We start from the raw sequence: 24860 nt of genomic DNA, 5'->3' as shown, positions 1-24860 counted from the left end.
GTTAAAAGTACCCCTCCATTTTCTTTTTCTCCATTGAGCCACTGCTGTCGTGGTCAATCACCCGACCTTGGCGCTCCGAGGTGGTGGCGAGCAGCATTTCTTGAATGATTTCGGGCAGTGTCGTCGCCGTTGACTCAATCGCTCCGGTCAGCGGATAGCAGCCTAGTGTCCGAAAACGCACCATTTTGTGTTGCGGTTGTTCGCCCGGTTCCAGCGGCATGCGTTCATCGTCGACCATGATCAAGGTGCCGTTTCGCTCCACTACCGGACGCTTGGCGGCAAAATACAACTGCGGGATCTCGATACCTTCTTGATAGATGTACTGCCAAATATCCAGCTCGGTCCAGTTGCTCAGCGGAAACACCCGCAAGCTTTGCTTGGGCTTGATACGCGTGTTGTAAATATTCCACAGTTCGGGGCGCTGATTACGCGGGTCCCAGCGATGCTGCTCGTCACGAAAACTAAAAATGCGTTCTTTCGCGCGTGATTTTTCTTCATCGCGGCGGGCGCCGCCGAACACTGCATCGAATTGATGCTGATTCAACGCCTGCTTCAGCGCTTGGGTTTTCATAATGTCGGTGTGCACGGCGCTGCCATGCTCGAACGGATTAATGTTTTGTGCGAGGCCGTCGGGATTAGTGTGGGTCAGCAGCTTAAAGCCGTGCTTTTGCGCCATGGCGTCGCGAAAGGCGATCATCTCTTGGAATTTCCAAGTGGTATCGACATGCAGCAACGGAAACGGAATGCGCCCCGGCGCAAAGGCTTTGCGTGCCAAATGCAGCATCACCGAACTGTCTTTGCCGACCGAATACAGCATACCCGGATTCTGGCACTCGGCCACCACCTCGCGCATGATGTGAATCGCTTCGGCTTCCAGTTGCTGCAAATGAGTCAGTCGCATCGCTTTATCATTGTGGTTATCGATGCCCCGATTGTAGCCCGTCATCGCACCAAAAACCACGGGTTCAGCAGCGACTCTTTTTGGTTATAACGCAATGCTTCGCCATCGAGGGTCGTGACTTCGGCACCAGCGGCAAGCGCGACCGCATGTGCTGCCGCTGTATCCCATTCGCTGGTGGGTCCTAAACGCGGATACAAGTGCGCCTTGCTCTCGGCAACTAAGCACAACTTCAGCGAACTCCCCATCGGCACCAGTTCATACGGCTTACCTAGTTTATCCAAATAATCCTGCACATCTGGCGACGGATGCGAGCGCGATCCGACCACTTTAAGTGTCGGCGCTGCGCTATCTTGGCGCGCCGCGATTGGCGTACCGTCTTTGTAAGCGCCAATTTCGCGGGCGCCGCTGTAAATCGTCTGCAGCGCAGGCGCCGCAACGACTCCGAGTAGGGGCTGCCCTTTGTGGATAAGTGCGATGTTGACGGTGAACTCGCCGTTGCGTTTGATGAACTCTTTGGTGCCGTCGAGCGGATCGATAAGCCAATAGGTTTGCCAGTGCCGGCGCTCACGCCAAGGGATGTCTGCGGATTCTTCTGAGAGTTGCGGCAGCGCACTGAGCTGTGCGTCGCTCAGCCGCTGCAAACCCGCAGTGATAATGTGATGCGCTGCCAGATCAGCCTCGGTCAGCGGGCTATCATCGCCCTTGGTCTGCACTTGAATCCGCGCAGCAAAATCGGGCGCATGATAAATCTGCATGATCGCAGCGCCCGCAGCTTGGGCTAGCGCTTCTACTTCTGTTAGCGTTTCACGACTCACTCGCATCGGTGTACTCGGCAATGGATGTAGCCCGTAGTTCTACTACGGGTGCAACCATCATTCAAGTCGGACTGAATCGTATAAAAACTGTACAAATCGGAAACATGGTTTATACGTTTAAATTGCGCTGTGCAAAAAATAATCAATGACGAGACGGAAATCATGAAAACTCTATCTAAACTTATCACAGTGCCGTTGTGCGTGTTTGTAATGGCGATTTCTAGCCTATCGGCTCAAGACCTTGGCTATTATATTGAAGGTGAAGCGCTTGGCGTGAATATTTACCCTGAGCAATCGGAGCGCTTATCAGCATTGAGAAACGTGGCGTTCTACCGTGTTGAAGTTGAGTTCGATACATCGGTGGCGCCAACGGCATCGACGAATCCGCCGATGACCCTTTGGTCTATCCGAACCTATTACGAGAGTATCACAACTATCCGAGCTTACTTTTGGGATGCGCAGGGTGTGCCACTAAGTTCAGAGTTCTTTATACCCTTCGATGCTGCAACCGCCACTTTTTCACAAACCTACAATGAATCATTGCTGTTGATTTCAGGTGGAGACTTATTCGACAACGATAGATTTTATGCTTCAGCATCACAGGAAGTTGATGGGATCAACTCGCTAAACTTTATCAATTTTTATTCTCCCGACGTGCCCATACACGCAACTTTCGAGCCCTATCCGCAGCTTTTGAATACCAACGTTGTTGCTGGAGCGACGCTATCGCTCATGAACGGAACCGCCGAAGAATCATTTGAGTTAGTCGGTAATGTCAACTCCATCGGCACCTACTTCTTATCCAGCGATGCTGACGGCGACGGTATACTCGACGAGGTGGACTTATGCACTGCGAGCGTTGTCGCGGAAACCGTCAGCTTCAGTGGTTGGCTCGACTCGGGCGTGACCAACTACGTTGATGCCGATGGCTGCACCATTATGGACCACTACGCAGTATGTTTAAGCGAAGAGCAGGAGCAACCCGCCCCCCGGTTTAGTTCGATGCTGCCTCGATTAAGCGGGCCTTCGTATTGTGAAACGCAGGTGTCCTATAACTTGCTGAACACCGGCGTTATTGATTACACCGAAGCACGTATGCTGCGCGATGCCCTCTATATGTCTTATCGCAGCGGCGCTCGGTAACACAATAACAGCGCGATGGTGTGTAACAGCAACATCGCGCTGTGCGTTCTAAAACTGAGTGGCCCGTGGCGTTTGCCACAGGCCATTTGTTTACTAGAAGCTCAACGCCAAGCCCACGCTGAATGCCGTATTTTCAATGCTGTCGCCAGCATGACTTTCAGCTTCCATGCGCGATATTTCACCAGAAACCGTGAACATGCTCCACAGGGTGTGCCACACGCCAGCACTTAGCTTGCTTTGCTGCTCGACTTGTACCAAGGCATCAACGCCAGCCAAATCAATTTTAGACACACCATAGTTGATGCCAAACTTAGTGGCGCCGATAGTGTGCGTGGCTTGGGTAAACCAGCCAGAAGTATCGCGCGGCGTGCCGTTGATATCTGCACCATCGATAAGCAGGCCGTAATAGCCAAAGCCCTGACCGTCGAATGCAGAGGCTGCCAAACGCGTTGCGCCCAGTTGTAATGCCGCTGTTACGTCGATGCCACGCGCAGTGTAGTCACCGTTTGGGGTGGCAACATCTTGGCTGTAGAAAGTGCTCGAAATGTAGCCTTGTTCGTGATTGTAGCGTAAGCGGCCATGAATGCCGGGGCGCTCTGAACCTGAGTCGGCGACATAACCGTTACCGCCAAAGCTGACTGGATCGAGCGGTTGGAAGATACCGATATCCGCCTGTAAGTTAGCCCCCAATTGACGACTGTACGTGATTTGCGACAAGCGGTCGGCGAACACATAACCATAGCCGGCGGCACCTAGTGTGGTATTCAACGGGCTACGAATGGCCGCTGGGGCGCCGACGCCACCTAAAGCCATATCTTCAAGCACCACATCGATGCCGAACACGCCGTAATCACGACCGACTTTAATGGTACCCATGTCGGCGTTACCGACGGTAAAGAAAGCACGGTAGGCACGATTATCTCCGTTACCGTTAAACGCACTGTTGTCGGTAGTTCCCGGCTCAATAGCGAGTACGGCTTTAATGTCGAACCCTTCGCGCTGAGTGCTTGCAGAAAACTGGAAGCTTGCTGGGCTATAACCGTTTGACACTGAAGTTGCGTCTTCGCCAGTACAAAGCAAGGCGTTACCCGCAACTACGGCGCCTGAATCATCACAGTCTGCGAAAACTGCGTGAGCATTTACGTAACCATGAAAATCGAAGTCCCAAGCTGGAGCTGCTGTTTCTGCTTGTGCGGTCGTTGCTAACAGCGCTCCCACAAGCGCTGGTAAATAGAGCCGAGTTGTTTTGTGAGTCATAACCATTGCCTCTTGTAGTTGTTATTGTTGATGACAGATGTCAGCGATAGATGACGTCTGATGCATCTTCTTGGTGCAATGGCTGTGCCAACTTCATTAGCAATCGTAAACTTCTGTTTTTAATAGAGTTTAGTTTTTCACATCCGCTTAACAATGATGATAATATTCATCAAGTGTGGGTCTATGATGAAATAAATCATCAGCGGTTCTTCAGATTCAAGCATTCATTATTTAAAAGTCCATAAAAAACATAAAGTTAAATATTTGCTCAAAGTTGGTACGGTGTTTGCACCATAAACTGGCACCGAACGACGAGAACTAGAACAACAAAAGGAAGGCTATGCGTACTTCAACCGTTCAAACGTTTAAGACCGCGCGGCGTTTGCTTACCGGCGCACATGCGAGCCATGAATTGGCGCGTGAAATGCACCAGCTAGGCTGCAAATGTCCGTTGATTGTGACTGACCGAGGTGTGAGTCAAGCAGGTATTACCGACACTATTACTGCCCAACTGCAAGCATCAGGAGTGGAGCACTTTGCCGTATTTGACGCGATTTCCGCTGAACCAGAAATGGCTGTGGTTGAGGCTTGCCGTGCATTATTTGTCGAGCAAGGTTGCGATGGTATTGTCGCGGTCGGCGGCGGCAGCGCAATGGATACGGCAAAAGCAGTGGCGGTTTACGCCGGTGATGAGCGCCCACTCGCTGAACTATTTGGTGAAGATCAGGTTATGCCACGCCGCTTTCCATTAATTTGCTTACCCACGACAGCGGGCACTGGCTCTGAAGTCACGAATATTTCGATTCTCGCCGATAACGAAGCACAATTGAAAAAAGGTATCGTTAGTAACGAGCTCCTCCCTGATGTTGCCATTGTCGCTCCCGAACTGACCTTAAGTTGCCCGCCCAGTGTGACCGCCGCGAGCGGTGTTGATGCCTTAGTGCATGCGGTCGAAAGCTATCTCTCAAAATTTGCAACGGCCTTAACTGAACCCTATTCACTGGCAGCCGTGCAAAAGATAAAAGCGAGCTTAGTACGAGCGTATGAGCAGCCGAATGACATGAGTGCGCGCGAAGAAATGGCCACCGCCAGTTTGATGGCAGGCTTGGCTTTTGGTAATGCTGGAGTGGGTGCGGTACATGCGCTCGCTTACCCTTTGGGAGGGCGTTACCACTTGTCTCATGGCATGAGCAACGCAGTGATGTTTGTGCCAGTGATGCGATGGAATCAAGCTGCGTGTCCTGAGCGTTTTGTGGAATTGGCAAAGGCTTTTGGCGCTCCTGCAGACATAACTGCCGACGCCGCTGGTGAATTAGTAATCGACGAGATCAGTGCGCTGTGTTCCGCGGTTAAGATACCGGCGCAACTGCGTGCTTTCGATATTCCCGAATCAGCTTTACCAGAGCTTGCCGTTGCTGCCAGCGGCGTCACGCGTTTGCTGCGCAATAACCCGCGTGAGCTGTCGGTGCAGGACATCGAAGCTATTTATCGCGAAGCCTACTGAGGGACCGTTTATGTCGTTATGGAAACAACGCGTTACCGGCGCTGAAGCGCCGTATTTTGCGCTCGGTCCGTTCAAGGTTCGCTTACCTTTTGTGCATTATCGCTTCGAGTGGCCAGATTATTTTCAAGGGCTATTGATGTGTGCCGTCGATTTGGCGGCGATATCGCTGATGACTGAATTGTTAGGGATGCCGTTCGAGGCGGCGCTGGCGATTGTCGTACTGAATGGCTTGTTCTATTTACTCCACCATTTACTCGGTGACCCGGTAGTACCCGGCTGGATCACACCGGCGATTCCTTTATTAATGATGTACGTATCCATGTTCCCCGAAGGCGAAGCGCGGGTGCATGCGTTAATAGCCTTTCAAATGCTGCTTGGCTTGTTCGCGATCGTGCTCGGTGCTTCGGGTGCAGCGAAACGGGTGGTGCAGCTGATCCCGAGTGCGATTAAAGCTGGCATCATCATGGGCGCAGGTCTTGCGGCGGTTGCGGTGGTGTTTGATGATGGAGGACGCTTTGAAAGCTATCCGTTTACCATTTCGATAGCTGTTGGCATCGCGTTTTATCTTATCTTCTCGAAGCATTTCGCCGCCTTGCAGTCGCGCCATTGGGTATTTGGTTTACTCGGTAAGTTAGGTATTTTCCCGATTATTGCCCTCGCGATTGTACTGGCACCGCTGTTTTCTGAAGCGCCCTGGCCCGATATTGAGTGGGGATTCACTGCTCCTGATTTTGTCACCATGTTCACTCAGTACACCTTATTCGGGGTGGGATTCCCGCCGTGGAGCATGTATTTGAGTGCGATTCCGACGGTACTTGCCGCCTATATCGTGTTGTTTGGCGATGTGCTGCAAAGTAAAGCGATATTGGATGAAGCTGACGAGGTTCGGCAAGATGAGAAAATCGACTATGACCCGAATCGTGCCCATTTGATTTTCGGTGCGCGTAACCTTGGCATGAGTGTCATTGGTCCTGATGTGACCATGTGTGGTCCATTGTGGGCAGCGATGCATGTAGTGATTGTCGAGCGTTTTAAAAAGGGTCGGCAAGCGATGGATTCAATTTTTGGCGGCGCCGGTTCATTCCGCTGGGGCACCAATACAGGCCTACTCTTATTGCCAGTAGTGAGTTTAGTGCAGCCGATACTGGGTATCGCGCTGGCATTGACACTGCTGATCCAAGGCTATGTGAGTGTGCGCATCGGTATTCAAGAGGCGCAATCAGAACGTGATTTGGGAATTGCCGGGATCATCGCTGCAATTTTGGTCGTAAAAGGCGCGACATGGGCGTTTGCGGCTGGGCTGTTGTTATGTTTCCTCGTTTACGGCTGGCGCCTGCGGGAGCAACGCGTATGATGTCCGGCGACAATCTTCAGCGCGTGATCGATGCCATGAGTGATGGTGTGTACATCACCGACGGTAACGGTATCACGGTTACAGTTAACAAAGCTTACGAGCGCATCACTGGCATTCCACGCAGCGCTTTGGTGGGCTTGCATATGTCCGAAGTGGTGCAACGTGGCTACATTTCACGCTCCGTATCGCTTGAAGTACTCAAAGAAAAGGGGCCTGTCACCCTTACCCAAACCATTGGCGAAGACCATAAAATATTGGTTTCTGGCACACCGATGTTCGATAGTCGCGGTCGCATCGAATATATCGTTACGACAGTCCGCGACGTCACCGAATTACTGCAAGCGAAGCGAGCTGAGGAGCAACTCGAGCAGATATTGCACGTGCGTGACCATTATGGTGCTCGAGAGGCGCGCGAGGCGTTGATCATTAGCCGCGCCACCCAGCAGTGTTACGACTTAGCGAAACGGGTAGCGCCGACGGCCGCGAAAATATTGATACAAGGTGAAACGGGTACCGGTAAAACGCTACTCGCGCGTACCATCCATGAATACAGCGCGGTGGCTCAGGGGCCGTTCATTGAACTCAACTGTGCTGCCATGCCGGAAAGTTTGCTCGAGGCAGAACTGTTCGGCTATGTGCCAGGCGCTTTCACCGGCGCTGCGCAAAAAGGCAAAACGGGCCTGTTAGAGGCGGCGAACAATGGCACCTTATTTTTGGATGAAATAGGTGATTTGCCGCTCAGCTTACAAGCCAAACTGTTGAAGGTCATTGCCGAAAATCGCTTTATTCCAGTGGGTGGCACGCAGTTTAAGAAAACCAACTTTCGCCTTATTTCGGCGACTCATCATAATCTTCATGAACTGGTTGCTCAGCGTAAGTTCCGCGAAGACCTACTGTATCGCCTGAGCGTAGTGCCGCTTGAGTTGCCGCCCTTGCGTGAGCGTGCCGAAGAAGTCGAAGCGCTATTGAATCATTATTTGCACCACTTCAACTGTAAGTATGAATTTGACTGTCGCTGGCAACGTGAGGTGATCGAGCGACTGCGCCGCTATCAATGGCCGGGGAATATTCGTGAGTTAATTAATCTCACCGAGCGTTTGGTGGTGACGGCCGAGCAATCGTTAATCACTACTGCACAACTCCCCCGTGAGCTGCGTGTCGATAGCGCCATTGGGCGTGTTGGTGTGAGTTTAAAGGAACAGGTGGAAGCGCTCGAGCAGCAGCTGATTGAGCAGGCGTTGGAGCTGTATGGTACTACGCGACAGGCCGCTGCAGCGCTCGATATTGACCAGTCCACTTTGGTGAAAAAACAACAGCGCTGGCGTGCTCAGCAACAAGCAAAGGACGCCGGCAACGGCACTACTAGGGAGTCAACAGATGTTTGAAGGAGAGGTGATTGCATTGCGGGAGCAAGCATTCGTGAATGGCGAGTGGATAACCGCGTCAGATGATAGCGTGCAATCGGTACTTAACCCTGCCACTGGGGCTTATTTAGGGAGTGTTCCGCAATTGAGTGTGCGCCAGGTCGATGGCTGTATCCGCGCTGCGGAAACAGCGTTTTATCAATGGCGAGAAGTACCGGTTCGGGAGCGTTGTCGGTTACTCACTGCTTGGTACGAGTTGATCATGGCCGAGCGCGAGCGTTTGGCTCGGATTTTAACGCTAGAACAGGGCAAACCATTTGCTGAAGCACTAGGCGAAATTACTTATGCGGCTAGTTATATCCAATGGTTCTCGCAGCCGACGCTGCTTGATACCGGAGCCACATTACCATACGGCGAAACGCCGTTATCGATGCTGGTGCTTAGCGAGCCGGTGGGGGTTTGTGCGGCGATTACACCATGGAATTTTCCAGCTGCAATGATCACGCGCAAGGTTGCGCCGGCGCTTGCGGCGGGTTGCACCATGATCGTCAAACCCGCACCGGATACGCCATTTACCGCGTTGGCATTGGCGGAGCTAGCGCAGCAAGCGGGAATCCCTGTCGGAGTGCTGAACGTGATTACCGGCGATGCGCAAGTCATCGGTCAACGCTTGACGAGCTCACCGACGGTACGCAAGTTGAGTTTCACCGGGTCTACTGCAGTTGGTAGCACGCTGATGGCGAATTGCGCTCCCACGCTTAAGCGCTTATCGCTAGAGCTAGGCGGAAATGCCCCCTTTATTGTGTGCGATGACGCCGATATTGACGCAGCGGTAGAGGGAGCCATAGCGGCAAAGTTTCGCAATGCTGGGCAAACCTGCGTGTGCGCCAACGCTATTTATGTGGACGATAGCATCTATGACGTGTTCGCCGCGCGTCTTGTCGCACGAGTGCAACAACTAAAGCTAGGGCGCGGTGACGAGGCCGATGTGGTTATCGGTCCGTTGATTAATCGCGCGGCTGTGCACAAAGTCGAGCGTTTACTCGCCGATGCTGTCAGTAAAGGCGCGCGGGTACTGTGTGGCGGCCAGCGCTGGCGAGAAGATGCCAATTGGTTTGTTCCAACGGTTATTGCTAACGCCAACTTCGAGATGGCATGTGTAAAGGAAGAGATTTTTGGTCCCGTTGCGCCGTTGGTACGCTTCACCGATGAAACGTATTTACTACAGCAGCTGCGGCAGCAGCACGCGGGCTTGGCGGCCTACGTTTACAGTCAAGATTTGAAGCAAATTCAACGCTTTGCACGTGATCTAGAGGTTGGCATGGTGGGTTTTAACACCGGGCTTATCTCTGATGCAGCCGTGCCTTTCGGCGGTGTGAAAGCGTCGGGTATGGGTCGCGAAGGCGGCCGTCAGGGCATCGAGGAATACCTCGAGACGAAGTACATCAAATTGAGTAACTAAGTATAACTCCAATAACAAGAAGGACTTTAGCTATGAAAACAACGAAGAACGTTTTGTCTTTTACGGTAGCAGCAGCGCTGCTTGGTCTATCAGCGGGCGCCATCGCGCAAGAAACTGCTATTGAGAAACTACAGGCGGATATGCCGAAAAACTGGGGGAAGTGGGGTGACGATGACCAAATTGGTGCATTGAATTACCTTGACGATGCGCAGGCGCTACGCGGCGTACAAGCGGTGAAGCAGGGCGAAAAATTCACTTTGCAACTGCCGATGATTCACGGCGTCGGTCCGGTATTCCCGGGGCGCGTGCCGGCGATGCACTACATGACGCAAGACGAAAGCATGTACGATACCGGCAAGCTGGATGAACTTGCGGGTGGCGTGAAGTACTCTGATGACGCGGTGTTCATGTATCTTCAAGGTACGACGCACATGGATGCTCTGGGTCATGCTTGGTATGGCGATCAAGTTTATGGTGGTGTGAGTGCGGATAGTACCGTACATGGACATGATCATGTGGATATTGGCAGTCTTGCCAGTCACGGCATTGTTGGACGCGGCGTACTGCTGGATGTGGGTCTTCTCAAAGGTGGTGAGTCAGGTCGTATTGCACCAAGTAGCTGTGTAACCTTGCAGGACTTAAAAGATACCGCAAAAGCGCAGGGCGTGACTATTGAAAAGCGCGATATTCTGCTGATTCGTACAGGCTCGGTCGGTCGCTTCTACACCGATACGCCAGATGCAGAGTGGACAGCAACCACGGAGCCCGGCTTGTGCTATAGCAAAGAGTTGGTGAAATGGGTCGATGCTATGGAAATTCCAGTTATTGCTGCAGATAACCTAGCGGTAGAATTGGTTCCGCAAAAGATTGATGGCACCGACTACGTGATCCCTTTGCACGGTGCACTGATTCGAGACCTTGGCGTGGTTTTGAGTGAGTTGTATTGGTTAGATGACTTAGCTGCTGACAGTGCAGAGGACGGCCAATACACCTTCATGTTTACTGCGGCGCCATTGAAAATGGAACGTGGTTCAGGTTCACCGATCAATCCAATCGTCATTAAATAATAACCTTATGCAAGAAGCCCGTACCAGCGGTACGGGCTTAAGGAAGCTATTGATAACTTGCCTAGCTTATGCATTCGGTCTACACTAATAACATCTTTAAGTGTTGTTTAGGTTGACTAAGCAGAGCATGAAGCAACTCGACGCAATCAAAAAACTCACCGAATTCGATAAGAAAGGGCGCTGCGTATTTGCCCTTTCAGACTTGCGGAAGATCTTCCACGAAGACAGCGAAACGACACTTCGCGCTGGTCTCAATCGGCTTATCAAAGATGAAATCCTGGTGCGGGCCAGCAACGGTGTGTTTGTCTATCAGCAAGCGCGCTCGTTGGGTAGTCATACCCTTGAATTCATTGCTCGAACCCTACGCCGTGGCGAGTACAATTATGTGAGCCTTGAGTCAGCTTTGTCTGAGTACGGTGTCATTTCGCAAATCCCGATCGATCGATTGACGGTGATGACGACCGGGCGCTCTGGAGAGTTTAAAACACCCTTTGGAACCATTGAGTTTACCCATACCAAACGCAGTATCATCGATATTCTCGACAACACCGCAGACGCCGGGCGCCCGTTGCTGCTGGCGACACTGAATGCTGCACTACGCGACCTTAAGCAAGTGGGAAGAAACCTGCACCTGATTGACCAAGAGGTGGTAAATGAAATTGGATAAACAGAACTTCCTCGAGCTGGTCGAGCGAGCCATGGTGGATGGCGAGTTACGCAATATGCGCGCAGTTGTCGAAAAGGAGTTGTTGCACTACGACATCTTGTTTGCCTTGGAACAAGCTGGCTTACTCGACCATTTGGTGTTTCAGGGTGGTACCTCTTTACGGCTTTGTTACGGCGGGAATCGCTTTAGCGAGGATTTAGATTTTGCCGGAGGGGTGGATTTTAGTTCTGCCCAATTGTCCGCGATGAAAACCTGCATTGAAGACTACGTGGGCGCACGCTATGGTCTTGAGGTGACGGTAAAAGAGCCGAAAGATTTGCAAGATGAACCGACCTATTCGGAATTACGGATCAACAAATGGCAAATTGCAGTGGTGACAGCACCAGAGAATAGAAGTCTACCGCAACAGCGCATCAAGCTTGAGGTTGCTAATGTTCCAGCTTATACCAGACAGCCGCAGGCGTGCCAGAAGGCGGCGATGACGGGGTCTTGCAGGCGGCGCTCGAGGCAGCAAATGCTGACGTGGTAGGGCGGTACGTCGGTGGGGCGTTTAAATACTTCGATTTGTTCCCGTACTAAGCTTTGTTCGAGCACCACTTCTGGCACTAAACCTATGCCTAAACCGAGGCCGACCATAGCAACAATGGCTTCGTGGCCGGCCACTTCGGCGTACACGTGCGGCTGTTGTTGATGGCGCGCAAACCAAGCAAATAGCCGTTCTCGCGATAACCCCAGACGCGCCACAATCACTGGCACCGCTGACCAATCGAGCTTATTTGTAAGCGTCTGCGCGCGCACTGCGCAGTCGGCACGTGGGCGAATAAACACCAGTGGTGAGGTGTTGAGTTCGCGCATCAATAGGCCGTCAGGAACTTTGTCGGGGCGCGGGGCAATGGCGATATCGGTTTGTTGTTGTAGCACATGTTCGATCGACAAAGCCGCATCGCCGGTTTCCACCGTAAGTGCAACATTGGGGAACAGCGGGCGAAAGCGTTCGATAAATTGCCGCATCAGGGTTTGTGCAGCGGTAACTGAGCAGTACAAGCGTAATTGTCCGCGCAGTTGACTGTCGTCGCCAAGTTGCTGCTGCAATTGTTGCCAGCTAGTCACCAACGCCTGACAGGTGATAAGCGCTTGTTTACCTTGTTGGGTCAGTTCAACCGAGCGGTTGTCGCGCATAAACAAGCGCACACCGAGGGCTTCTTCTAAGCGTTGGATCTGCCGCGATAGCGCCGAGGGGCTGACGTGCATGGCTTCGCTGGTGCGGCCAAAATGCAAGCTTTCGGCAAGCGCGACAAATAACTCTAAGGTACGTAGGTCCATAAGATTCTCAAATATTGCGTATATAGCAATACTCTATTGCAAATGATTCACTATACGCAACATAAATCCTGGCGTAGGCTCAATGCAGACCACAGGAGAAAAGTCATGAGTGACAATTACTTTAATCAATTACCTTTTCGTCAGCAGTTAGCGCAACTGCAACAATGTCGTTTTATGCAAGCCGCGGAATTTAACGAGGGCTGCAAGGCACTGCTCGGGAAGAAGATAGTGATTGTCGGTTGTGGTGCGCAAGGTTTTAACCAGGGCCTCAATATGCGCGACTCCGGGCTTGATGTCAGTTATGCCTTGCGCCCCGAGGCGATAAAAGAGCAGCGCCCGTCATGGCAACAAGCAACTGGTGCAAACTTTACCGTTGGTACCTACGAGGAGTTGATACCCAGTGCCGATTTGGTCATCAACTTAACTCCAGATAAACAACACAGCGCCGTGGTTGAGGCGGTGATGCCGCTGATGCAGGCGGGCGCAACGCTCGGCTATTCGCATGGCTTTAATATTGTCGAAACAGGCCAGCGGATTCGCGCTGACATCACCGTCATCATGGTGGCACCCAAGTGCCCCGGTACCGAGGTACGCGAGGAATATTTACGCGGTTTTGGCGTCCCCACGCTGATTGCTGTGCATCCAGAGAATGACCCCAATGGCCATGGCTTGGCGTGGGCAAAGGCATGGGCGGTCGCCACCGGCGGGCATCGTGCCGGGGTGTTAGAAAGCTCATTCGTGGCCGAGGTGAAGTCCGATTTAATGGGCGAGCAAACGATTTTGTGTGGCATGCTGCAAGTCGGTTCGTTGCTATGTTACGACCACATGGTCCAGCATGGTATCGATAAAGCTGAAGCTGCGCACTTGGTACAGCACGGTTGGGAGGAAATCACTGAAGCGCTGAAGTTTGGTGGCATCAGCTTGATGATGAGTCACCTTGACAGTGCGGCACGGTTGCGCGCCAACGCGCTGAGTGAACAGGTCAAGCAAGTGCTGACGCCGCTGTTCGCCAAACATCAAGATGACATCTTAAGTGGTGCGTTCTCGGCGCAGATGATGGCCGACTGGGCCAACGACGATCACGATCTACATGCCTGGCGTGAACAAACCCGGCAAAGTGCCTTTGAGCAAGCACCTACTTACGCGGGAACCCTTAGCGCAAAAGACTACTTTGACCGCGGCATTGTCATGGTAGCGTTGGTGAAAGCGGGCGTTGAACTGGCATTTGAGACTATGGTCAGCGCCGGAATTCGGGCCGAGTCGGCGTACTATGAGTCATTGCATGAGTTGCCATTGATTGCGAATACCATTGCGCGCAAGCGCTTGTACGAGATGAACGTGGTGATTTCAGATACTGCTGAATACGGTAATTATTTGTTCGCCAACGCCGCGCATGAGCTGTTACAGCGTGAGCTGTTTGCGCACTTGAGTACTGAGGTTATCGGCACCGGGCTGCAACATGCAGAAACGGTCGACTACAGCGAATTAAATCGGGTCAACGAAGCCATTTATCAGCATCCGATCGAGCAAATCGGTCGTACCTTGCGCGCTTACATGAAAGAAATGAAGCCAATTGGAAAAAACCGTTGACATTCAAGCTGACAATGTTAGAAATAGATAAGACTTGAACAAAACTTGAACTGTTAAGAAGAAAACACACAATGCGTTTATTTGCTGTTGCAAACATCAACATTCTAGTGCTCCTCGTGGTGATTATTAATCGCTGCGCGGGCAGGTATTGGAATTTGTAAAGCAACAGCCAAACAAGCAAAACTCCAAAAACCCCCGCTTCACCAAGCGGGGGTTTTTGCGTTCTAGGGCCGAAGAAAAAGGGAAAATGGCAATGACCGGTGCTGAGTTCATCATCGATTTTTTACACCGACAACAGGTGCAACACGTATTTGGCTATCCCGGCGGCGCGATCATGCCGATTTACGATGCGCTCTACCAATCACCGGTACAGCATTTTCTCTGTCGCCACGAGCAAGGCGCTGCCTTCGCTGCGATCGGCTATGCGCGGGCCAGCGGTAAAACCGGTGTGTGTATGGCAACTTCGGGCCCAGGTGCGACCAATTTATTGACTGCACTGGCGGATGCCAAATTGGACTCGGTGCCGGTGGTCGCTATCACCGGGCAAGTGGACCAAGCGGTAATGGGCACCGATGCTTTTCAAGAAATCGATGTTTTGGGATTAAGCTTGGCGGTCACCAAGCACAGCATTTTAGTCAGCCACCCCAGTGAACTTGCCGATGCGTTGCAACAAGCCTTTCAAATTGCCGCTGAAGGCCGCCCCGGTCCAGTGCTTATCGATGTACCGAAGAACATCCAACTGGGCGACTGCCCAGCGCAGCCACCCACCGCGGTGACACGCAGCGTTGCACCGCCACCGCAATCGACCCACGGTATCGACAACGCCGCCGCCATCGCCTTGGCCCGCCATTTAATTGCGCAAGCAGAGCGCCCGGTGGCTTACATCGGCGGTGGGGTGGTGATGGCCGATGCCGTGCAGGAGTTACGTGCGTTTTTGGATGCTACCCAGATCCCAGCGGTGTCGACTTTGAAGGCCTTAGGCAGCGTTGCACCTGACTACCCACATGATTTGGGCATGTTGGGTATGCATGGTCGGCAATGCGCAAACATGGCGGTGCAAGAATGCGATGTGCTGATTAATCTAGGCGCGCGCTTCGATGATCGGGTGACTGGCAAATTGGCAGAATTCGCGCCCCACGCCAAAGTCATTCATATCGATATTGATGCCGCTGAGCTGCATAAACGCCGCCGCGCGCTGTGCGGCATTCATGGTAATGTGCGCGACATTTTGCCGACGCTGCAAGTGACCACTCACTGTGAGGCTTGGCGGCAGCGTTGTCGCGCACTCGATGCTGCTTGCCCGTGGCGCTATGACGCACCGCCACCGGGGGTTTATGCGCCCAAGTTGCTGCGCAGCATCAGTGAGCAGATGCCCGCCGATACGGTGGTGTGCCCCGATGTTGGACAACATCAAATGTGGGTGGCTCAGCATATGCGCTTTAGCCAACCCAACAATCATTTAAGTAGCGGTGGTCTTGGCACCATGGGCTTTAGTTTGCCGGCCGCAGTTGGTGCACAGATCGCCCGCCCTGAGGCGACGGTGTTTGCTATCTGCGGCGACGGCTCTTTTATGATGAACGTACAGGAGCTGGGCACCATCAAACGCTTTCAGTTACCGGTCAAAATCGTCATCATCGACAACCAACGCTTGGGTATGGTGCGGCAGTGGCAAGAGCTGTTTTTTGACGGCTGCTACAGTGAGACCGACTTAAGCGATAACCCTGACTTTTGCGCCTTAGCGCGCGCTTTTGGCATTCCTGCCTTGTACTTGGAACACGCTGCCGATATGCCGGCGGCGCTGGAACAACTCTTTGCCAGTGACGGCCCCTTCTTATTACACGTGCGGATTGACGCGGCTGAGAACGTTTGGCCCTTGGTACCGCCCGGCGCTGCTAACCACGACATGCTTACGGAGAAAAACTAATGCACACCACAGTTACTTTACTTGTTGATCATCATCCGGTTGCCATCGAGCGAGTGCTGCAAGTCGCGCGCTACCGTGGTTTTAACGTGGTCGGTATGAACCTGACCCGCGACAGCGAATTGGAGCAGCGGCTGGTGCTGGAAATCGCCAGTGAGCGCAATATCGAGCTGCTGGTAAAGCAACTTGCCAAGATCTACCACGTGCGTGAACTTAAAGTGGGCGCTGAGTTTCAATTGGCCGCTCGCCCCACGCCTGTGGCCGCAGCGCGATCGCTGGTTACGCCAGCCGCGCAAGCACAACGAGGTTAATGATGCCGAAATTACGTTCAGCAACAGTCACGCAAGGTCGTAATCGCGCAGGTGCACGAGCGTTGTGGCGTGCCACCGGCGTCAAAGACACCGATTTTGGCAAGCCGATAGTCGCGGTGGTCAACTCCTTCAGCGAATTTGTCCCGGGGCATGTACATTTGCGTGAAGTTGGACAAATTGTCGCGCAAAGCATCGTCGCAAACGGCGGCATTGCCAAGGAATTCAACAGTATCGCGGTCGATGATGGCATTGCCATGGGGCACGACGGCATGCTGTATAGCCTGCCCTCGCGCGACTTGATTGCCGACTCGGTGGAGTATGTGGTGAATGCCCATTGTGCCGATGCCATGGTGTGTATCTCGAACTGCGACAAAATCACGCCCGGTATGTTTATGGCGGCGATGCGACTGAACATTCCGGTGGTATTTGTCTCGGGTGGTCCGATGGAAGCGGGTAAGACCAAGTTGTCGGAGCAAATTATCAAGCTCGATTTGGTCGACGCTATGGTCGCCGGCGGCGATCCTAAGGTGTCCGACGCTGACAGCGAAGCGATTGAACAAAGTGCCTGTCCGACCTGCGGCTCTTGCTCGGGGATGTTCACCGCAAATTCGATGAACTGCTTGCTCGAGGCTTTGGGTTTGGCGCTACCGGGCAATGGTTCGTTGTTGGCAACCCATCAGCTGCGCCGCCAATTGTTCGTGGATGCCGGTAAAACCGTCATGGATTTATGTCGGCAGTATTATCAGCAGGACGATGCGAGCGCCTTGCCGCGCAGCATCGCCAATCGCCATGCCTTTGAGAACGCCATGATGCTGGATATTGCCATGGGCGGCTCGACCAATACTATTTTACATTTGTTGGCAGGGGCTTATGAAGGCGAAATTGATTTTGCCATGGCCGATATCGACGCGCTGTCGCGGCGGGTGCCAAATCTATGCAAAGTGGCTCCAGCGACGCCGCAGTACCACATGGAGGACGTGCACCGCGCCGGTGGGGTGGTGGCAATTTTAGGAGAGCTGGAGCGCATTGGCTTGTTGCACGAGGACGTTGGCCACATTGCTTTTGCTTCGCTGCACGATTGGCTAGCTACCTGGGACGTGCGCCGCACTTCATCGGCAGCCGTACAGCAGTTTTATCGAGCAGGACCCGCCGGCATTCGGACCACCCAAGCATTCTCGCAAGATTGTTACTACCCGAGTGTTGATGTGGATCGGGTGCAGGGCTGTATTCGTGCTGGTGAGCATGCTTATTCAACTGAAGGCGGCCTGGCCGTATTGCAGGGCAATTTGGCGGCAGATGGTTGCGTAGTAAAAACCGCCGCTGTGCGTGAAGAAATGCTGCAATTTAGCGGTCCAGCGCGGGTATTTGATAGTCAAGATGCGGCGGTCGAAGGGATTCTCGGTGGCGTGGTCAAAGCGGGCGATGTGGTGGTGATTCGCTATGAAGGCCCAGCCGGAGGGCCGGGCATGCAAGAAATGTTGTATCCGACCAGCTATTTGAAATCGATGGGGCTGGACAGCCAGTGTGCGCTCATTACCGACGGCCGTTTCTCTGGCGGTACTTCGGGCTTGTCGATTGGCCATGTCTCGCCGGAAGCGGCAGCAGGTGGTGTGATTGGCTTGGTCGAAGACGGCGATCGTATCGCGATTGATATTCGCCAACGCGCGTTGACGCTACAAGTGCCGGAGCAAGAACTCGCGGCCCGCCGCGCCGCCATGCGAGCGCGAGGCGCTGCTGGGTGGCAACCGCAACCGCGCGAGCGCGCGGTGAGTACTGCATTGCGCGCCTATGCGGCCTTTGCTAGCAGTGCTGACAAAGGTGCAGTACGGGTGTTGCCGGTGACACTGGCAGGTGGTGCACGATGAGTGAATTTACCTCGGTAGAGGCGATGAAAGCCCATTACTTGCGGCAAATTTTGCTGGCGCCGGTCTACCAAGCAGCGGTCGAGACGCCATTACAAGAAATGCCCAAGCTCAGCAAACGGTTACAGCACCAAGTGCTGTTGAAACGCGAAGATCAGCAGCCGATTTACTCATTTAAGCTACGTGGTGCCTTTAATAAGTTACACCAATTGCAGCAACAGGGCGTGCAGGGAGTGATTTGTGCCTCGGCAGGCAACCATGCCCAAGGCGTGGCGTACTCAGCCAAACAGCTTGGGCTCCATGCGGTGGTGGTGATGCCGGTCACCACTGCGGAAATCAAAGTGAGTGCGGTGCGCGATAGAGGCGCTGAGGTGATTTTGCACGGCGTTGATTTTGACAGCGCCAGTGATTTTGCCCACCAGTTGGCTGCTGAACGCAAGCTGAGCTATGTGCCGCCATTTGATGACGATGCAGTGATTGCTGGGCAGGGTACCGTGGCTAAAGAAATGCTGGCCCAGCAGCATTTTGATGCGGTGTTTGTGCCCGTCGGCGGCGGTGGCTTGTTGGCCGGTATGGCGGCTTATATCAAAAGCATTTGCCCAGAAATTAAAGTGATTGGGGTAGAGCCCGCCGATGCGGCCTCGTTGACTGCCGCTTTGGCGGCACGCTACCCGTTGAAACTCAAGCAAGTTGGCCTATTTGCCGACGGTACTGCGGTGAAGCAGGTCGGCACTTTGCCATTTAGCGTGGCTGCGGCACTCTGCGATGAAGTGATCACGGTGTCGTCTGACGAGATTTGTGCGGCGGTGAAAGATATTTTCGACGATGCCCGTGCCATCGCCGAGCCTGCGGGTGCACTGGCGTTGGCAGGTTTGAAAGTGTATGCCCGCCGTGCTGAAGTGAGGCCAGGTTTGCGCTTGGCGACGGTACTGAGTGGCGCTAATTTGAATTTTGATCGGCTGCGTTACATTGTCGAACGCAGTGAAATTGGCGAGTTGCGCGAAGCCTTGTTGGCGGTGACCATTGCCGAGCGCGTGGGCAGCTTTCGGCGCTTCTGCGAGGTGCTTAATGGCCGCGTGATCACCGAGTTTAACTACCGTTACGCCGATGATCAGCAAGCTCAGATCTTTGTCGGCGTGAAGCTTACCGATGGCTTGCATGAACTGAATGAAGTCAAGCAGCTGTTGGCACAGGCGGGCTATGCCTTTGTTGATTTGTCGCAAGATGAACTAGCGAAGCAGCATATTCGGCATATGGTCGGTGGGCGGCCACGGCAGCCGCTGCAGGAACGCCTGTTTCAGGTGACTTTTCCTGAACATCCGCAAGCACTTAGCGATTTTTTACAGGCGCTTGGCGATAGCGCCAATATCAGCTTGTTTCACTATCGTAATCATGGCGCCGCGTACGGTGATGTGTTGGTCGGTTTTGGTGGCATAGATGCTGCGGCGGCGAGTGCTAGCGAGCTGCAGCAGCTGTTACAGCAGCTTGGCTACCCGTTTGTGGATGTCACGACGCAGCCAAGCTACCAATTCTTTTTAGCGCATTCGGAAAAGACTCACACCGCAAACGCTCATACCGTAAAGGAAAGCGGCATAAACCAAGGCACTGTGGTCGCCCGATCGTTCTCGTAACGATCGATGGCGTCCAAGTGCTGCTCCGCTACCCCAATAAAGTCACAATCATCTAACAGTTGATCACGATCGCTGCTCGCGATGCTGAACGGAATCGCTTCACCGTTACTGAGCACCAATTGCTGCTGTTCTAAATCGACTTTGATCGCTTCGGCGCGTTGTTCACAAACAGCCGTCAGACGCTTGAGGTCGGTCGTGCTGACCTGTGCTGGTAACAACTTATTGTTAATGCAATTGCGGTAGAAAATATCGGCGAAGCTACTGGCAACCACCACTTTAAAGCCGAACTGCGCGAGCGCCCAAGGCGCGTGTTCACGGCTTGAACCGCAACCGAAATTATGCCCCGCAACGAGAATGCTGACGCCTTGGAACTGTGGTTGATTCAGCACGAAATCAGGGTTGGGCGCGCCATCGTCAAGGTAGCGCCAGTCGTAAAAGAGTGCCGCGCCAAAGCCGTCGCGCGAAATACCGGTTAAAAACTGCTTTGGAATGATTTGGTCCGTGTCGACGTTATCTATGGGCAACGCGCAGGCGCTGCCTTGGTGAAAGTACTGTTGTTGGCTCATATTAAGCCCTCCCCGCTGACTAATGGATTGGTCGATAAGTAGCCGTGAATGGCGGCGCTGGCGGCCACTGCAGGGCTAGCTAAATGGGTGCGCGCCAAGCGTCCTTGGCGGCCTTCGAAGTTGCGATTACTGGTAGAGACACAGCGTTTACCCGCTGGCACGATGTCGTCGTTCATCGCCAAGCACATCGAGCAGCCCGGCTCGCGCCATTCAAAACCGGCGGCACGGAAGACATCGGCTAAGCCTTCGGCTTCGGCTTCGCGTTTCACTTGTGCCGACCCGGGTACTACTAACGCACGTACGTGGGGGGCGACGCGACCCCCTTTGACCACGGCGGCGGCTTGGCGCAAATCAACTAAGCGGCTGTTGGTGCAAGAGCCGATAAACACCACATCGACTGGGTAGTCTTGCAACAAGCTACCGGGAGTTAAGCCCATGTATTCCAATGCTTTGGCGACGCTGCGTTGTTGCTCAGTAGCAGGGAAGTTGGCCGGATCAGGCACCCGTTCGGTGACTGCCATGACTTGCTCGGGTGAGGTGCCCCAAGTGATCTGTGGGCGAATGCTACTGGCGTCAATGTGCACGGTTTTATCAAACACCGCATCGGCATCAGATTTGAGCGTCTTCCAGCGTGCTAAGGCGCGCTGCCATTGGTCCCCACTAGGCGCGCGTGGACGCCCTTGTAAGTAGCTGAAGGTCACTTCATCAGGCGCGATAAGCCCCGCTTTGGCGCCCATTTCGATGGTCATATTGCACACCGTCATGCGTTCTTCCATGTCCATGGATTCAATGGCGCTGCCGCAATACTCGACCACGTAGCCACTGCCACCGGCGGTGCCAATACGACCAATCACCGCTAAGATCACGTCTTTGGCAGTGACCCCCATCGGCAGTTGTCCGTCAATTTGCACTTTCATGTTCTTCGCCCGTTGCTGCGGTAAGGTTTGCGTCGCCAACACGTGCTCCACTTCGCTAGTGCCGATACCAAAGGCCAAAGCACCAAAAGCACCATGGGTTGAGGTGTGCGAATCACCACACACAATGGTCATGCCGGGCTGGGTAATGCCTTGTTCGGGGCCAATCACGTGTACAATACCTTGGTCGCGGTGGGTGATATCAATCAACGGGATCTGAAATTCGCGGCAATGTTTTTGCAGTGCCGTCAATTGCTGTTGAGAAACCTCACCGGCGCCGTCAATGCGGCGATTCTGTGTCGAGATGTTATGGTCCATGGTCGCCAAGGTAGCGACTGGATTGCGTACCGTGCGTCCTGCTTGTTTCAGCCCAGCAAACGCCTGCGGTGAGGTGACTTCGTGAATAAAGTGAAAGTCGATGTAGAGCAGGTCGGTGCTGTCGTTCAACTGTGCCACTTGATGTTGGTCATAGATTTTTTCGTATAAGGTCATGCCCATGCTGCTACTTCCTCAGTGATAAATTGCGCGACGGCGTCGCCAACGCGCGCGGTGGATACGGGATTGGTTGAAGTTAAATCGGCGGTGACTTGCTGCTGCTTGAGCGCGTGTGTGACTCCGGTTTCGATGGCGCAGGCGGCCGCTTCATTGGCAAAGCTATAACGCAGCATTAAGGCGGCACTTAAGATTTGCGCGATCGGATTGGCACTGCCTTGCCCGGCAATGTCGGGGGCACTGCCGCCAGCTGGCTCATATAAACCAAAGCGACTGGCATTGATACTGGCTGATGGCAACAGTCCTAAGGAGCCGGCGATCGCGGCCAGTTCGTCGGATAGAATGTCACCGAATAAGTTGTCACATAGCAGCACGTCGAACTGGCTCGGGTCACGTATCAACTGCATCGCAGCGTTGTCGACGTACATGTGCTCTAGCTGGACTTGCGGAAACTGCTGGGCTACCTCGCTGACGACTTCGCGCCATAACACACCGGAAGCCATGACGTTGGCTTTGTCGATGCTGGTGACTTTGCCGCGGCGGTGCACCGCAGTTTGAAATGCCTTGATTGCGATGCGACGAATTTCGTCGCGCTGATAGGTTTGGGTATCGCTGGCGCTCTGCTCGCTACGCTCTTTGGCGCCAAAATAGATGCCACTGGTTAACTCGCGAAAGCAGACAATATCCATACCTTTGGCGGTGGTTTGTGGCTTTAACGGGCTTAAGTGTTCAAAGCCAGCGTACCAGCGCGCCGGACGGATGTTACAGAACAAGTCAAAGTGCTGGCGCAGTTTTAACAAGGCTGCGCGTTCAGGTTGTTGTGCTGCGGGTAAATGGGTCCACTTGGGGCCGCCGACCGAGCCGAATAAAATTGCATCGCTTTGTTCACAGGCTTGTAAGGTTGCCGCTGGTAAGGCTTCGCCATAGGCGTCAATGGCCGCACCGCCAACTTTGACTGCTTGGTATTGGGGTTGAAAATGAAAGCGTTGCGCACAAGCATCAAGCACTTTGATTGCCTCGGCCATCACCTCGGGACCGATGCCGTCGCCGGCTAAAACCGCAATTTTATAAATGCTCATGACGCTTGCTCCTGTAAATGTTGTTTCAGCGCGCGCACTTGCGCTGCGCGCGCGGCGGTATTCAATACGTGCACATAGGCTTTGGCCGAAGCTTTGACAATGTCGGTGGCCAAGCCGATGCCGTGGATCTGCTGCCCAGCGTAGCTCGCGGTGATGTCCACTTGACCTAAGGCATCGGCGCCGCTGCCTTTCGCGCTCAACTGGTAGCTGACGATTTCCAGCGGCTGTTCAATAATGCTTTGTAAGGCGTTGTAGCTGGCATCCACCGGACCATTGCCGGTGGCGGTGTAGCTGCGAGCTTGGCCGTGGCAGGTCAATTGCACCGTGGCACTGGCTTGACCGCTACTGTCGGTCTGCGTGGTCAGTTGGCTCAAGCTGTAGGGGTCGTCTTGCTCTTGCAACGACTGTTCGAACACCAACGCCTCCAAGTCGTAGTCGAACACTTGGCCTTTTTTGTCGGCCAGCTTGATGTAGCTAGCGTACAGTTGCTGCAGGTCGTAATCTTGGTCGCGATAACCCAATTCGGTTAAGCGGTGTTTGATCACATGCTTGCCGCTGCGCGAAGTTAGATTGAACTGATTGGCACGCATACCGATGCTCTCTGGGGTGATGATTTCGTAAGTATTTTGCGCCTTTAACACGCCGTCTTGGTGGATCCCCGAGGAATGGGCGAAGGCGTTGCTGCCGACGATCGCTTTGTTGGGTTGAATCGGCATATTGCAGATGTGGCTGACCAACTGCGAGGTGCGGTAGATTTCTTTGGCGTTGATCTGGGTGCGGTAGTTAAAGCTGTCGGCGCGGGTGGCCAAGATCATGGCGATTTCTTCTAAGGCGCAATTGCCGGCGCGTTCACCGATGCCGTTCACGGTGCCTTCGATTTGCCGCGCGCCTGCTGCGATGGCCGCCAAGCTATTGGCGACTGCTAAACCCAAATCGTTGTGGCAATGCACGCTGATGCGCGCTTGGTCGATATTAGGCACTTTGTTTTTCAACTGGCTGATGATGTGGGCAAATTCGGTGGGTACGGTGTAACCGACGGTGTCGGGAATATTGATGGTGGTGGCGCCGGCGCTGATGGCGTGTTCGACCATGTAACACAAGTCATCGATGGGGGTGCGGCCAGCGTCTTCACAGGAGAACTCGACATCGTCAGTATAGTTGCGCGCTAACTGGATGCTGGCAACGGCTTGTGCGGTGGCCTCGGCTAAGGTTTTGCGCAATTTGTACTGCAAGTGCAAGGGCGAACTGGCGATAAAAGTGTGGATACGTTTGCGTTCGGCGGCTTTTAACGCCTCGCCACACGCGTGAATGTCGCTTGCCACGGCGCGAGCCAAGCCGCACATGACTGGGCCTTTGATGCTGTTGGCAATCGCTTGCACCGCATCGAAATCGCCGGGGGATGAGGCTGGGAAGCCCAATTCCATGACGTCGACACCTAAGCGGCTGATGGCTTCGGCGAGTTGGATTTTCTGCTTTTTGCTTAAGCTAGCGCGCAGTGCTTGCTCGCCGTCGCGCAAAGTGGTGTCGAAAATCCAAATGCGATCGTCTGTTGCGGTGGTCATTGCTCTTCCTCGTTACGCCTTTAGCTGTTGTTGCGCTTTTGCGCTGTTGGCCGCCGAGGTCGGGCTAAAAAAAAA

General features: G+C 53.6%; 21 protein-coding genes. 13 read left to right on the top strand and 8 right to left on the bottom strand.

Features of this window, described 5'->3' with window-relative positions:
• Position 1 precedes the first annotated feature (1 nt).
• Positions 2-946 (bottom strand): sulfate adenylyltransferase subunit CysD, encoded by a 945-nt coding sequence (cysD, locus tag IDAT_RS10280; RefSeq protein ID WP_280113586.1) that lies wholly within the window; start codon positions 944-946, stop codon positions 2-4.
• Complete coding sequence (gene cysQ / locus IDAT_RS10275; protein ID WP_034733367.1) at positions 943-1722, bottom strand: 3'(2'),5'-bisphosphate nucleotidase CysQ; 780 nt, start codon at positions 1720-1722, stop codon at positions 943-945. Before cysQ ends, cysD begins: the two co-directional genes overlap by 4 nt.
• A 156-nt stretch (positions 1723-1878) precedes the next feature.
• Here cysQ and IDAT_RS10270 point away from each other — a divergent pair, with 156 nt between their 5' ends.
• On the top strand, positions 1879-2859 hold the full coding sequence (locus IDAT_RS10270; protein WP_034733366.1) for a hypothetical protein: 981 nt from the start codon (positions 1879-1881) through the stop codon (positions 2857-2859).
• A gap of 93 nt (positions 2860-2952) precedes the next feature.
• Here IDAT_RS10270 and IDAT_RS10265 read toward each other — a convergent pair whose 3' ends face one another.
• Positions 2953-4116: a porin family protein gene (locus IDAT_RS10265; protein WP_034733365.1), complete on the bottom strand. Its 1164-nt coding sequence runs from the start codon at positions 4114-4116 to the stop codon at positions 2953-2955.
• Positions 4117-4456: 340 nt separating this feature from the next.
• Between IDAT_RS10265 and IDAT_RS10260 the strand changes: the two genes are divergently transcribed.
• The 7 genes from IDAT_RS10260 (at position 4457) to IDAT_RS13185 (ending at position 12063) form a co-directional block, all read left to right on the top strand.
• The gene (locus IDAT_RS10260) at positions 4457-5620 is read left to right on the top strand and encodes an iron-containing alcohol dehydrogenase (RefSeq protein WP_034733364.1); all 1164 of its coding nucleotides are present in this window, start codon (positions 4457-4459) and stop codon (positions 5618-5620) included.
• 10 nt (positions 5621-5630) lie between these two features.
• The gene (locus IDAT_RS10255) at positions 5631-6974 is read left to right on the top strand and encodes a hypothetical protein (protein ID WP_034733363.1); all 1344 of its coding nucleotides are present in this window, start codon (positions 5631-5633) and stop codon (positions 6972-6974) included.
• Positions 6971-8359 (top strand): sigma-54 interaction domain-containing protein, encoded by a 1389-nt coding sequence (locus tag IDAT_RS10250; protein WP_051986719.1) that lies wholly within the window; start codon positions 6971-6973, stop codon positions 8357-8359. Before IDAT_RS10255 ends, IDAT_RS10250 begins: the two co-directional genes overlap by 4 nt.
• A complete protein-coding gene (locus IDAT_RS10245; RefSeq protein ID WP_034733362.1) occupies positions 8352-9800 on the top strand; it encodes an NAD-dependent succinate-semialdehyde dehydrogenase in 1449 nt (482 codons plus the stop codon). The genes IDAT_RS10250 and IDAT_RS10245 overlap by 8 nt, the downstream gene beginning before the upstream one ends.
• A 32-nt stretch (positions 9801-9832) precedes the next feature.
• Complete coding sequence (locus IDAT_RS10240; protein ID WP_034733361.1) at positions 9833-10867, top strand: cyclase family protein; 1035 nt, start codon at positions 9833-9835, stop codon at positions 10865-10867.
• A gap of 127 nt (positions 10868-10994) precedes the next feature.
• Positions 10995-11534, top strand: a complete 540-nt coding sequence (abiEi, locus tag IDAT_RS10235) for a type IV toxin-antitoxin system AbiEi family antitoxin (protein WP_034733360.1) — start codon at positions 10995-10997, stop codon at positions 11532-11534.
• Positions 11521-12063, top strand: a complete 543-nt coding sequence (locus IDAT_RS13185) for a nucleotidyl transferase AbiEii/AbiGii toxin family protein (RefSeq protein WP_244441641.1) — start codon at positions 11521-11523, stop codon at positions 12061-12063. The genes abiEi and IDAT_RS13185 overlap by 14 nt, the downstream gene beginning before the upstream one ends.
• On the opposite strand, the gene ilvY is transcribed toward IDAT_RS13185, so the two are convergent.
• Positions 11976-12857, bottom strand: coding sequence for an HTH-type transcriptional activator IlvY (ilvY, locus tag IDAT_RS10230; protein WP_034733359.1), 882 nt, complete (start codon positions 12855-12857; stop codon positions 11976-11978). The genes IDAT_RS13185 and ilvY overlap by 88 nt on opposite strands.
• Positions 12858-12962: 105 nt before the next feature.
• Here ilvY and ilvC point away from each other — a divergent pair, with 105 nt between their 5' ends.
• From ilvC to ilvA, 5 genes are all read left to right on the top strand, one after another.
• Positions 12963-14447, top strand: coding sequence for a ketol-acid reductoisomerase (gene ilvC, locus IDAT_RS10225; protein WP_034733358.1), 1485 nt, complete (start codon positions 12963-12965; stop codon positions 14445-14447).
• Positions 14448-14700: 253 nt separating this feature from the next.
• Positions 14701-16371, top strand: a complete 1671-nt coding sequence (gene ilvG, locus IDAT_RS10220; protein WP_034733357.1) for an acetolactate synthase 2 catalytic subunit — start codon at positions 14701-14703, stop codon at positions 16369-16371.
• Complete coding sequence (gene ilvM / locus IDAT_RS10215; RefSeq protein WP_051986717.1) at positions 16371-16679, top strand: acetolactate synthase 2 small subunit; 309 nt, start codon at positions 16371-16373, stop codon at positions 16677-16679. The genes ilvG and ilvM overlap by 1 nt, the downstream gene beginning before the upstream one ends.
• Positions 16680-16681: 2 nt before the next feature.
• Positions 16682-18544 (top strand): dihydroxy-acid dehydratase, encoded by a 1863-nt coding sequence (gene ilvD, locus IDAT_RS10210; protein WP_034733356.1) that lies wholly within the window; start codon positions 16682-16684, stop codon positions 18542-18544.
• Complete coding sequence (gene ilvA, locus IDAT_RS10205; protein WP_081909818.1) at positions 18541-20172, top strand: threonine ammonia-lyase, biosynthetic; 1632 nt, start codon at positions 18541-18543, stop codon at positions 20170-20172. The genes ilvD and ilvA overlap by 4 nt, the downstream gene beginning before the upstream one ends.
• On the opposite strand, the gene leuD is transcribed toward ilvA, so the two are convergent.
• Genes leuD through leuA form a run of 4 tightly spaced genes read right to left on the bottom strand, consistent with a single transcriptional unit; the run spans position 20112 to position 24785 of the window.
• Positions 20112-20738, bottom strand: a complete 627-nt coding sequence (leuD, locus tag IDAT_RS10200) for a 3-isopropylmalate dehydratase small subunit (protein ID WP_034733355.1) — start codon at positions 20736-20738, stop codon at positions 20112-20114. The two genes, ilvA and leuD, sit on opposite strands and share 61 nt — an antisense overlap.
• Positions 20735-22150: a 3-isopropylmalate dehydratase large subunit gene (leuC, locus tag IDAT_RS10195; RefSeq protein ID WP_034733354.1), complete on the bottom strand. Its 1416-nt coding sequence runs from the start codon at positions 22148-22150 to the stop codon at positions 20735-20737. Before leuC ends, leuD begins: the two co-directional genes overlap by 4 nt.
• Positions 22141-23223, bottom strand: coding sequence for a 3-isopropylmalate dehydrogenase (gene leuB, locus IDAT_RS10190; protein ID WP_034733353.1), 1083 nt, complete (start codon positions 23221-23223; stop codon positions 22141-22143). The genes leuC and leuB overlap by 10 nt, the downstream gene beginning before the upstream one ends.
• Positions 23220-24785: a 2-isopropylmalate synthase gene (gene leuA, locus IDAT_RS10185; RefSeq protein WP_034733352.1), complete on the bottom strand. Its 1566-nt coding sequence runs from the start codon at positions 24783-24785 to the stop codon at positions 23220-23222. Before leuA ends, leuB begins: the two co-directional genes overlap by 4 nt.
• Positions 24786-24860: the final 75 nt, after the last annotated feature.

The organism is Pseudidiomarina atlantica, from assembly GCF_000753735.1.
GTDB lineage: Bacteria > Pseudomonadota > Gammaproteobacteria > Enterobacterales > Alteromonadaceae > Pseudidiomarina > Pseudidiomarina atlantica.
Note: the sequence above shows the minus strand (reverse complement) of the source record. Positions and strands in the feature narration are given on the sequence as shown.

What these genes read in the sequence shown, in the direction of transcription:
- cysD (WP_280113586.1), bottom strand. Translation starts at nt 946, where the DNA reads ATGACGGGCTACAATCGGGGCATCGATAACCACAATGATAAAGCGATG.
- cysQ (WP_034733367.1), bottom strand. Translation starts at nt 1,722, where the DNA reads ATGCGAGTGAGTCGTGAAACGCTAACAGAAGTAGAAGCGCTAGCCCAA.
- IDAT_RS10270 (WP_034733366.1), top strand. Translation starts at nt 1,879, where the DNA reads ATGAAAACTCTATCTAAACTTATCACAGTGCCGTTGTGCGTGTTTGTA.
- IDAT_RS10265 (WP_034733365.1), bottom strand. Translation starts at nt 4,116, where the DNA reads ATGACTCACAAAACAACTCGGCTCTATTTACCAGCGCTTGTGGGAGCG.
- IDAT_RS10260 (WP_034733364.1), top strand. Translation starts at nt 4,457, where the DNA reads ATGCGTACTTCAACCGTTCAAACGTTTAAGACCGCGCGGCGTTTGCTT.
- IDAT_RS10255 (WP_034733363.1), top strand. Translation starts at nt 5,631, where the DNA reads ATGTCGTTATGGAAACAACGCGTTACCGGCGCTGAAGCGCCGTATTTT.
- IDAT_RS10250 (WP_051986719.1), top strand. Translation starts at nt 6,971, where the DNA reads ATGATGTCCGGCGACAATCTTCAGCGCGTGATCGATGCCATGAGTGAT.
- IDAT_RS10245 (WP_034733362.1), top strand. Translation starts at nt 8,352, where the DNA reads ATGTTTGAAGGAGAGGTGATTGCATTGCGGGAGCAAGCATTCGTGAAT.
- IDAT_RS10240 (WP_034733361.1), top strand. Translation starts at nt 9,833, where the DNA reads ATGAAAACAACGAAGAACGTTTTGTCTTTTACGGTAGCAGCAGCGCTG.
- abiEi (WP_034733360.1), top strand. Translation starts at nt 10,995, where the DNA reads ATGAAGCAACTCGACGCAATCAAAAAACTCACCGAATTCGATAAGAAA.
- IDAT_RS13185 (WP_244441641.1), top strand. Translation starts at nt 11,521, where the DNA reads ATGAAATTGGATAAACAGAACTTCCTCGAGCTGGTCGAGCGAGCCATG.
- ilvY (WP_034733359.1), bottom strand. Translation starts at nt 12,857, where the DNA reads ATGGACCTACGTACCTTAGAGTTATTTGTCGCGCTTGCCGAAAGCTTG.
- ilvC (WP_034733358.1), top strand. Translation starts at nt 12,963, where the DNA reads ATGAGTGACAATTACTTTAATCAATTACCTTTTCGTCAGCAGTTAGCG.
- ilvG (WP_034733357.1), top strand. Translation starts at nt 14,701, where the DNA reads ATGACCGGTGCTGAGTTCATCATCGATTTTTTACACCGACAACAGGTG.
- ilvM (WP_051986717.1), top strand. Translation starts at nt 16,371, where the DNA reads ATGCACACCACAGTTACTTTACTTGTTGATCATCATCCGGTTGCCATC.
- ilvD (WP_034733356.1), top strand. Translation starts at nt 16,682, where the DNA reads ATGCCGAAATTACGTTCAGCAACAGTCACGCAAGGTCGTAATCGCGCA.
- ilvA (WP_081909818.1), top strand. Translation starts at nt 18,541, where the DNA reads ATGAGTGAATTTACCTCGGTAGAGGCGATGAAAGCCCATTACTTGCGG.
- leuD (WP_034733355.1), bottom strand. Translation starts at nt 20,738, where the DNA reads ATGAGCCAACAACAGTACTTTCACCAAGGCAGCGCCTGCGCGTTGCCC.
- leuC (WP_034733354.1), bottom strand. Translation starts at nt 22,150, where the DNA reads ATGGGCATGACCTTATACGAAAAAATCTATGACCAACATCAAGTGGCA.
- leuB (WP_034733353.1), bottom strand. Translation starts at nt 23,223, where the DNA reads ATGAGCATTTATAAAATTGCGGTTTTAGCCGGCGACGGCATCGGTCCC.
- leuA (WP_034733352.1), bottom strand. Translation starts at nt 24,785, where the DNA reads ATGACCACCGCAACAGACGATCGCATTTGGATTTTCGACACCACTTTG.